General features: G+C 49.2%; 10 tRNA genes. All 10 read left to right on the top strand.

The features are described 5' to 3' along the window. The first annotated feature begins 48 nt into the window (after positions 1-48). Positions 49-124, top strand: a tRNA-Lys gene (locus V7659_RS10860). A gap of 13 nt (positions 125-137) precedes the next feature. Continuing rightward, positions 138-222, top strand: a tRNA-Leu gene (locus tag V7659_RS10855). A 37-nt stretch (positions 223-259) separates the two neighbouring features. Next, positions 260-331 (top strand) — tRNA-Gly (locus V7659_RS10850). 10 nt (positions 332-341) lie between these two features. Then, positions 342-430 (top strand) — tRNA-Leu (locus V7659_RS10845). A gap of 22 nt (positions 431-452) precedes the next feature. Continuing rightward, positions 453-526, top strand: a tRNA-Arg gene (locus V7659_RS10840). 6 nt (positions 527-532) lie between these two features. Further along, positions 533-609: transfer RNA gene (locus tag V7659_RS10835), tRNA-Pro, on the top strand. 17 nt (positions 610-626) lie between these two features. Beyond that, positions 627-702 (top strand) — tRNA-Ala (locus tag V7659_RS10830). Between the two features lie 20 nt (positions 703-722). Then, positions 723-799 (top strand) — tRNA-Met (locus V7659_RS10825). A gap of 25 nt (positions 800-824) precedes the next feature. Further along, positions 825-901: transfer RNA gene (locus V7659_RS10820), tRNA-Ile, on the top strand. A 19-nt stretch (positions 902-920) separates the two neighbouring features. Next, a tRNA-Ser gene (locus V7659_RS10815) sits at positions 921-1,013 on the top strand. Positions 1,014-1,209 lie beyond the last annotated feature (196 nt).

Here is a 1,209-nt window from a genome sequence, read left to right as displayed (position 1 = left end):
TCCAGCTAGCCCAGCCATTTTTTATATATGTTTTTCTGCATAGCAGATGAGCCATTAGCTCAGTTGGTAGAGCATCTGACTTTTAATCAGAGGGTCGAAGGTTCGAGTCCTTCATGGCTCACCATTTAAATTAATATGCGGGTGTGGCGGAATTGGCAGACGCACCAGACTTAGGATCTGGCGCCGCAAGGCGTGGGGGTTCGACTCCCTTCACCCGCACCAAAGTTTTTTGCAATAGCAAAATAACTTCCCATGATATGCGGAAGTAGTTCAGTGGTAGAACACCACCTTGCCAAGGTGGGGGTCGCGGGTTCGAATCCCGTCTTCCGCTCTCTACTATTGCCGGGGTGGCGGAACTGGCAGACGCACAGGACTTAAAATCCTGCGGTAGGTGACTACCGTACCGGTTCGATTCCGGTCCTCGGCACCATTTAAGTTGATTAAATTCATATGCGCCCTTAGCTCAGCTGGATAGAGTGTTTGACTACGAATCAAAAGGTCGGGAGTTCGAATCTCTCAGGGCGCACTTTAACGGGAAGTAGCTCAGCTTGGTAGAGCACTTGGTTTGGGACCAAGGGGTCGCAGGTTCGAATCCTGTCTTCCCGACCATTCTTCTTATAATAAATGGGGTCTTAGCTCAGCTGGGAGAGCGCCTGCTTTGCACGCAGGAGGTCAGGGGTTCGATCCCCCTAGACTCCACCAATAATTTTAAATGATAATTTGGCGGTGTAGCTCAGCTGGCTAGAGCGTACGGTTCATACCCGTAAGGTCGGGGGTTCGATCCCCTCCGCCGCTACCAAAAATTAATTAATTTTTTCTAACTTGGACCTTTAGCTCAGCTGGTTAGAGCAGACGGCTCATAACCGTCCGGTCGTAGGTTCGAGTCCTACAAGGTCCACCATTAGTTTCATATTTAAATTGGAGGAATACCCAAGTTTGGCTGAAGGGATCGGTCTTGAAAACCGACAGGCGGGTCATACCGCGCGGGGGTTCGAATCCCTCTTCCTCCTCCATATGTATCACCTATATTATTGTCGCGGGGTGGAGCAACGAGCATTGCTTCAATGAATCATCTGCGAGTTGTATCAATCGAACAGCTGCTTGCAAATGCTTACTGAGATTGATACAGTTCATGCAACTTTGAGCATGAACAAAATTTTATATTTCTATTGTCGCGGGGTGGAGCAGTCTGGTAGCTCGTCGGGCTCA

This window comes from Neobacillus drentensis, from assembly GCF_036966985.1.
GTDB classification, from domain to species: domain Bacteria; phylum Bacillota; class Bacilli; order Bacillales; family Cytobacillaceae; genus Neobacillus; species Neobacillus drentensis_E.
The sequence above is the reverse complement of the archived record's forward strand: the minus strand, read 5'-3'. Positions and strand labels throughout refer to the sequence as shown.